Origin of the sequence: Streptomyces sp. NPDC002130, assembly GCF_040296465.1 — a bacterium.
Classification (GTDB): Bacteria; Actinomycetota; Actinomycetes; order Streptomycetales; family Streptomycetaceae; genus Streptomyces.
In genome coordinates this window covers 19,955-27,293 of the sequence record NZ_JBEOXI010000103.1, presented here as the reverse complement: position 1 = coordinate 27,293, position 7,339 = coordinate 19,955, and the positions used below count along the sequence as shown (strand labels likewise).

The following is a 7,339-nucleotide window of genomic DNA, read 5'->3' as shown; positions in this document are numbered from 1 at the left end:
TCGGCGATCAGGTCGTGCAGGAAGTCCCGTGCCTCGCGGCGCAGTTCGCTGTGGGAGACGGCGCCGGGCTGCGCCCCGTACGGGCTCGGACATGTCGACTCCGGTAATGGGGAGAGCAGTTGAGCACGGTGGGGTACCGGTCCGCCGTTCCGGGACCAAGATCCTCATCCGTACGCCCAGTACGACTGCCTGCCTCAGCACTTGGTTGCCTGGAGCACGCCACGAATTCAGACGGCCAGGAGGAGCTAGGACTGACTCCCCCACCAGCTGCTCGCCGAGCGCTGGGCCGCCCCGTCGACGCGCTCTCGGGCCGACGTCCACCCGGGGGCGGGGCGATGGCCCGGCGCTACTCGGCCGCTTCGCCTCGGCGGCGGGCCCGCGCCCGTTCACCTGCTCTCCGCGCCTGGCGCATGAGCAGTACGAGAAAGACGTAGGTCAGCACGATGATCAGTGCGTTCTTCAACGGCTTGGGCGGTGTCATGAGCCGCCAAGTGCCCTGATTACTCGGGCACATGGCGGAATCCCTCACGTCACTTCTCCCCATGCTTCACACCGGCCGGTGGGGGTGTCAGGCCGGGCGGATCGCGCCCTTGATTGCCGACTGACCGGCGAAGAACACCGATTCTTCAAGGATGAGTGCTCCCGGCCCCGGGGCGTGGATCATCATGCCGTCGCCGCTCCAGATGCCGACGTGGCCGAGGTCGTCGTGGAAGAAGACCAGGTCTCCGACCTGGGCGTCAGCGAGCGAGACCTGCACTCCCGCTCCCCACTGGGCCTGGGAGGTCCGGGGAAGCGTGACACCGGCCGTCTTCCACGCGGCCTGGGTGAGACCCGGGGCGTCGTACGATCCCGGCCCGACCGCGCCCCATACGCAGGGGCGACCGATCTGCGCGCGGGCGAAGGCGATCACCCGCTCGGTCTGGGTGCTGTGGCCTTGGTTCGGCGACGGCCAGGATCCACCGTAGGCGCCGGGCGTGTAGGCGGTGGAGGGGGTTTCGCGCGGCATGGGGATGTCCGGCGCGAGCGGGGCGGCAGCCACTGTCGGTGCGGCGGGGGCGAGTGCGGTGACCGCCCCTGTGGGCACCGGTGGAGCAGGAGCCGCCAAAGTCGATGCAGGGATGTCCGGCAGACCGGCGCCGAAGGTGGCGGTGGTCACCTCGGCCAGTGGACCGGAGGGGTAGTAGGCGGTGAGATCGGCTGCCGGAGCCGTGGCATACGGTGCGGTCGCGACTGCCGCCGGACCGGCACCGTACGTCTCCGCCCCGCTTGGTGGAAGATCCGCCTGGTGAGCACCCGCCGTGGGGGCGGGGACGGCGGGCAGCGCCGCGGTGGCGTCGGGGACCGCGGGCAGCGCCGCGGTGAGGTTCGCAACGGCGGGCAGCACCGCGGTGGATTGTGGGCTGAACTCCGGTGCGGGCGCCGACGAGGGCTCGTACAGCGGCCACGCCGTCATGTCGCCGTCGAGGGCCGGCTGTGTACCGGCTCGCCAGGCGCTCTCGTCCTGCCGGGGCTTGCCTGCCTCAGCCGGTGCGGAACGCTGGGCGGGGAGCTCCGGGAGGAACTCAGTGGCCGGTGCCTGAGCTGATCCGCTGGTCAGCTCGAACGCGGCACCGGTGGGCGTCGGGGGCGCTTCGAGGGCACGCGGTTCTGCGGGACGTTCCGCCTGGCGTACGGGGCGTGCCGACTCCGGCGCGCGGTCGGGCCGGGCCGGCATTCTTTGGTCCGTGTGCCACGCCGGCACGGTCGGGCCCAACTTGGCGCGGGCGGCGTCGAACCACTTTCGGGCCAGGGTTCCGCCCGCTGGCTCCGCGTCACTCTGGGACCGGCCACGGGCGGCAGCCTCCCGCTGCCGCGGGATCGCAGCGGCGCGGGTCGCGTTGAAAGTGCCCGTGTCGCTCTCGGCCCGGTCGTAGAGGCTGTCGACCCACCGCCGCACCTCGTCGGGGCTCGGCCCTTCGCTCTCAGTCGCCAACGCGGGCACCAGCCGACTGCGAGAGCCGAGCCTCGGCAGTGAGAGCCTCCGGGGCAAGGGAGTTGGCCTTGTCCGGGAAGTCGGTCACTCCGGGGCGCGAGGTTCGTTCCAGCACCATGGAAAGGGCACTCCTTCCGTTCCGAGAGCGCACGAAACCACCGACCCATCGGTGAGAGTTGTGCACACGGTGACCAACTTAGCTAACTTGTGCGCCTTCCGTGAAGATCGAAGAGTGAAATGCCCTATATGCCGCTGTGACCTTCGCCCCTCCCCTCGCAAACTCCGACGCAATTGAACTCATGGGCACAGCTTTTGAGGCGTATCGAGGAGGAGACGGGCATCAAGCGGGGCCCCGCGCACCGCTCGGACTACCCGAGGGTCAGAACAGCCGCCCCTGGCAGCCTCGTGGAGGAGAGGGCGGTTCGGGCCGGTTTGTCGTTGCCGGTGCCGGTTCATCGCCGAAGAGCGGGGCCGTACCGCATTCGTCCAGCTCGGCCGGGATCCGTCCGTCGACCTCCGGGCGCGGCGGCGCGTCACGGTCGAAGTCGTCCGGAGTCATGCCCACCCAGTCGCGGCCGCCTGGCTCACTCACTCGTCGTCACCGCCTCTCCCCCGGGCCTCACTCCCGGAGCCTTCCAGGATCAAGTGTCGCCCACCCATGATCAGTTCCACCATCGGGCGATTCCGAACACCGGAGCTCAGGCGGGCGGAGCCGAACAGGTGCCGGTCTCCCGCAGTCCAAGGACTTGCACAATCACGTCATGAGCAACACTGTCGAAGCAGCCTGGTACAAGATCATGACAACTGTCGGCGAAGGGTGCCAGCTGGGACGATCACCGCTCCATGCACCGTTCGCCGCGCTCGTACACAGGGCGCATGCCGAGCCGCTGCTTCGTCAGCTACATCCCTGGGCCGGTATGTGGGAGCTGCATTTCAGCAGGTGCACACAGGCCCGTTACACCTGGGACATCCCCTACATCGGCACATTGCACAACGGCCGGTACTACGTCGAAGGGCCCAGCCGGAGCAGCCCGCGGATCGCCGAGACGGACAGTGCGCAAGCTGCGGTAGCGCTGGTCGTCAGCAGCCTGCCACCACGCTGTGGTCCGGCCTTCGTCGGCAATGCAGAGGAACTGGCCGCCTACGAGCTGTCCCAGACCGTTCACCTGAAAGAGTCAGATCTGCCCTGAAGCCGGTGGCCAAGCGCATATGCGGCCTCCAAGCGGTGAGACATTCGCCATGACCGAACCCTTACCGGCCGGCTCACTTCCGCCTCCCTGCCGCCCGCTCTCCACACCGGTCGTCTTCACGGCCGACTTCACCTCCACGACCCAATGGGTCGCGGGCCGTACATGGGCCTATCCCGGCGGAGGCCCGGTCAACCCGCGCGACGACAAGCTCGACCACCTGGTGGCCGATCCCGCATACAGCCGTTCCGGCGTCTTCCACGCCAGGCGACGACAAGACGGCCGGTGGAACACCGGGCTGCTCACCACCGAGGGAAGCGAGGAGGGTTTCACCGTCCGTGCCGGGGACGTGCTGGAAGCCCGGGTGCGGCTGCCTGAAGAGATCGGCGCCTGGCCTGCGATCTGGACCTGGCGCGACGGCGACCAGGAGATCGACGTCTTCGAGTACCACCCCGACAACCCCGACCTGCTCGAATTCACCAACCACGTACGAGGTACCAACCGCTACCACCACGATCAGGCGATCCGGCCGGGCGCTTGGGTGAACCTGCGCACCGTCTTCGGCACCCGCTCGGTGGAGTGGTGGCTCAACGGCAGACCGGTGTTCACCGACGGACGAGGCGTGGGCCGGACCTGGCACGCCTACCTCATCGTCAACCTCTCCGTATGCGCCGGGCGATACCATCCCGCACCGCAACCGGGAACGACCGAGATGTCATACGAGGTGAGCCACCTGCTCGTACGACGACCCACCCCGAGCAGCACGCCAACCGGGGCCGCATCGGAAGCGGGGTAACACGAGTCGGTCTCCGCCACAGCGACCTCCGACCAGACGCGTGACGGCACGTGGGGCGGCAACCGCGACGAGCCGCCGGTACCGAAGGCTCGGTGTCCTGCCGCAGACGGTGTGTTTGCACGCTCATCCCGAAGCAGGGCGAGGCGCTGTTCTCTGAGGGCCCTCGGCGGTGCACGTCCTGGTCGCGGTGACTCTCACCTCTGTGGCCGTGCTCCTGCCGCCTTGCGCTTCGTGCTGCTTACTTCTTGGTGGGGGCCGTCTGCTTTTTCTTCTGCTTCTGCCGTAGTTGACCCGGCGGCAGGTTGGGGGTCTTCGCCCTGTCTTCGGCGACTGCGTGGGCCGCGGTCCGCTCAGGGATGCCGGCAGTGGTGGCGGGGCGGGTGCGGGGCTTCGGCTCGCCGGAGGGCGGATGAACGTCGCGCACGGGGACCGCATCCTTCAGCGGCTGACCGGGGTCGGAAAGGCTGCGCGAAGGCCCGGCCACCGAGGTGGAGGGCGTGTCGTCCTTGTGATCGGCGGTGTCCGGAGGGGTGCTGGGAGCGACCGGATCCGGGGCGGACGGGGCCGCTTCGTCCGCGGCATCGTGCTGTGAAAATCCGTCGGTGACCACCAGACCGGTGGCTAGAAGGGCGGCCAGTGCAGCTGCCACGCCACGCGTTCGCAGGCCGCCGCGTACGGAGGCGGACCGAGACACCCGTTGAGAGAGTCCTGTCGAGGTGCTCGACCTCCCAGACGCCTGCGCGACAGGCGACACACTCCGGTGCGTACGGTCGGCGCGATCCGCGACGGTGAGGGGTACGACGCTGAGCGCGGGCCGGGCAGCGCAGGCGGCGGTCGCTCCCGCGCTCGTTCCGGAGAGACGGGTCAGGATTCGGGCGCAGTCGTACGCCTCGGGACGGACATGTTCCTCCAGGCTGGTCATGTCCCGAAGAAGGGTTGCGAAGTCGTCGGGCAGGAAGTCGGGGAGGACGGGCCGGCGGTGCAGGCGCGCTACGGCGGACTCCAAGGGGCCGCCGTCGTATTCCAGTCGGGCGGTGAGGCTCTCGAGGAGGACCAGGCCGAGGGCGTAGATGTCGGCGGGGCGACCGACCGGCCGACCCAGCACCTGTTCGGGGGAAAGGTAGGCCGCCGTGCCGGTCAGGGTGTCGGTGGCGGTGCGGGTGGTCGCATCCAGCACCCGGGAGATGCCGAAGTCCGTCAGGTGGGCGCGGCCGGAGGAGTCGAGGAGGATGTTGGACGGTTTGACATCCCGATGGACGATCCCCTCCTCGTGAGCATGAGCCAGAGCCTCGGCCAAGGACGCCCCCAGCGCAGCTGCAGCCTCGCACGACAAGGGGCCCTCGGCGATGCGGGATTTCAGGGTGCGTCCGTCGATCAGCTGCATGACCAGGAACGCATCGCCGTCATCGCGTCCGGCGTCAAAGGCGGTCACCAGACCCGGGTGGTGCAATCGAGCGAGGATCACGGCCTCGCTGCGGAAGGCCTCCTCCGTGTCGAAGCCGGTACCGGGGCGGAAAACCTTCACGGCGACCGGCCGTCGCAGCCGCAGGTCGTACCCGCGGTACACGTCAGCCGCGCCACCCGAACCGATCAGCGCATCCAGACGGTAGCGGCCCGCCACTATCCGCGCACAGCCTCGAAAAGCCCGGGCGCCCCGCACCTCGCGCAATCCCACCTCGATCTCCCCACTCCGCGCACTCGCATCGCTCACAGGCCCGCCGTCGACGCGCCGCCGAACGCAAGTACCCATCCATCCGCCGCTTGCACAACAGTGGAAGCGTCCGTCTCTCCAGCCCGCCGGCCGGACGAGCGCGCGACGGGGCCAGCCGGCGGGTCAGGACAACGCCGAAATCCTCACGAGCGGCGATGGCGGTGCGGTGCGGTGCGCGGGTGCGCGGTGCGCGGGTGCCCACCCGATCGACGAGATCAGCTCAGCGGCTTGTCCAGGACCGCCTTGCGGTGGCTGAACGTCTCGATGGAGTACCTGCCGTGGTAGTTGCCCATGCCGCTCTCCCCCACCCCGCCGAACGGCAGGTCGGAGACCGTGAGATGGGCGAGCGGCAGGCCGTATCCGAGGCCGCCGGAGGAGGTTTCCGCGGCGATCCGGTCGCGCGTCTCGCCGGACTCGCTGAAGACGTACAGCGCGAGGGGCTTGTCGCGGTCGTTGATGAAGTCGATCGCCTCGTCGAGGCCGGACACGGTGACGATGGGCAGGATCGGCCCGAAGATCTCCTCCTGCATCACGGGGGACTCCGGGTCGACGTCCGCGAGCACCGTGGGCGCGATGTACTTGCCGGTGCGGTCGCTGCCGCCGCCGGTCACGACACGGCCTGAGTCGAGCAGGGCGGACAGCCGGTCGAAATGCCGCTCGTTGATGATCCGGCCGTATTCCGGCGAGGCGGCCGGGTCCGCGCCGTACAGGGCGTCGACGGCGTTGACGAGGGCGGTCTCCAGGGCGGCTGCCGTCTCCGGGGTGGTGAGGACGTAGTCGGGGGCCACGCAGGTCTGCCCGGCGTTGATGAACTTGCCGCGGGCCAGCCGGTCGGCGACCACGTCGAGGTCGGTGTCGCGGTCGACGAACACCGGGGACTTGCCGCCGAGTTCCAGGGAGACCGGGGTGAGGTGCTCGGCAGCGGCGCGCATCACGATGCGGCCGACGGTGCCGTTGCCGGTGTAGAAGACGTGGTCGAACCGCTCCGCGAGCAGGGCCGTGGTCTCCGGGACGCCGCCCTCGACCACGGCGACCGCGTCGGGGTCGAAGTAGGCCGGGAGGAGCTCGGCCAGCGCGGCGGAGGTGGCCGCGGCCAGCTCGCTCGGCTTGGCCACGACCGCGTTCCCGGAGGCGAGCGCGCCGACCACCGGGGCGAGCAGCAACTGGGCCGGGTAGTTCCACGGGGCGATGACGAGTACGACGCCGAGCGGGTCGTACCGCGTCCAGGCGGTCGCGTCGGCGCCCAGGTGTGCGGGGACGGGGGCGGGCTCGGGGCGCAGCCACTCCTCGAGGTGGTCCAGGGTGTGGTCGATCTCCCGGATGGTGAAGTCGATCTCGGTGCGGTAGGCCTCGGTGCTGCTCTTGCCGAGGTCGGCGTGGAGGGCGGCGGCGAGGTCGGCGCCCCGCTCGGTGAGCATCACCCGCATGCGGCGCAGCTGGCCGGTGCGCCATTCCACGGGCTTGGTGCGTCCGGTGCGGAATGTGGCGCGCAGCCGGGCCACGATGTCAGCGGGCTTCTCGGGTGTGTGGTGGCTCATGGCGCCTCTCCGGTGGGCGCCGGGTGGTCGCCCGCCCGGCGCGGAATCTCGATCAGATGTATATGCCAACCTTTCTTCTGCTCCTTCGCATCCCGTCGACACGTCTTCGTGACGAGGCTCACGGGGCCGGGCCGA

The 7,339-nt window shown here is 69.7% G+C and carries 7 protein-coding genes; 2 read left to right on the top strand and 5 right to left on the bottom strand.

The features are described 5' to 3' along the window. Positions 1-346 precede the first annotated feature (346 nt). The 3 genes from ABT116_RS20635 to ABT116_RS20625 form a co-directional block, all read right to left on the bottom strand. Positions 347-529, bottom strand: coding sequence for a hypothetical protein (locus tag ABT116_RS20635; RefSeq protein WP_351635801.1), 183 nt, complete (start codon positions 527-529; stop codon positions 347-349). A 39-nt stretch (positions 530-568) separates the two neighbouring features. After that, positions 569-1,972, bottom strand: a complete 1,404-nt coding sequence (locus ABT116_RS20630) for a C40 family peptidase (protein ID WP_351635797.1) — start codon at positions 1,970-1,972, stop codon at positions 569-571. A 379-nt stretch (positions 1,973-2,351) separates the two neighbouring features. After that, positions 2,352-2,564 (bottom strand): hypothetical protein, encoded by a 213-nt coding sequence (locus tag ABT116_RS20625; protein ID WP_351635794.1) that lies wholly within the window; start codon positions 2,562-2,564, stop codon positions 2,352-2,354. Between the two features lie 169 nt (positions 2,565-2,733). On the opposite strand from ABT116_RS20625, the gene ABT116_RS20620 reads away from it, so the two are divergent. Both ABT116_RS20620 and ABT116_RS20615 read left to right on the top strand, forming a co-directional pair. Next, positions 2,734-3,162 (top strand): DUF6193 family natural product biosynthesis protein, encoded by a 429-nt coding sequence (locus ABT116_RS20620; RefSeq protein ID WP_351635791.1) that lies wholly within the window; start codon positions 2,734-2,736, stop codon positions 3,160-3,162. A gap of 49 nt (positions 3,163-3,211) precedes the next feature. After that, positions 3,212-3,955, top strand: a complete 744-nt coding sequence (locus ABT116_RS20615; protein ID WP_351635789.1) for a LamG domain-containing protein — start codon at positions 3,212-3,214, stop codon at positions 3,953-3,955. 238 nt (positions 3,956-4,193) lie between these two features. Here the strand turns inward: ABT116_RS20615 and ABT116_RS20610 are convergent, their stop codons facing one another. Then, positions 4,194-5,630, bottom strand: coding sequence for a serine/threonine-protein kinase (locus tag ABT116_RS20610; protein ID WP_351635786.1), 1,437 nt, complete (start codon positions 5,628-5,630; stop codon positions 4,194-4,196). A 251-nt stretch (positions 5,631-5,881) separates the two neighbouring features. Further along, positions 5,882-7,204, bottom strand: coding sequence for an aldehyde dehydrogenase family protein (locus ABT116_RS20605; RefSeq protein WP_351635783.1), 1,323 nt, complete (start codon positions 7,202-7,204; stop codon positions 5,882-5,884). Positions 7,205-7,339 lie beyond the last annotated feature (135 nt).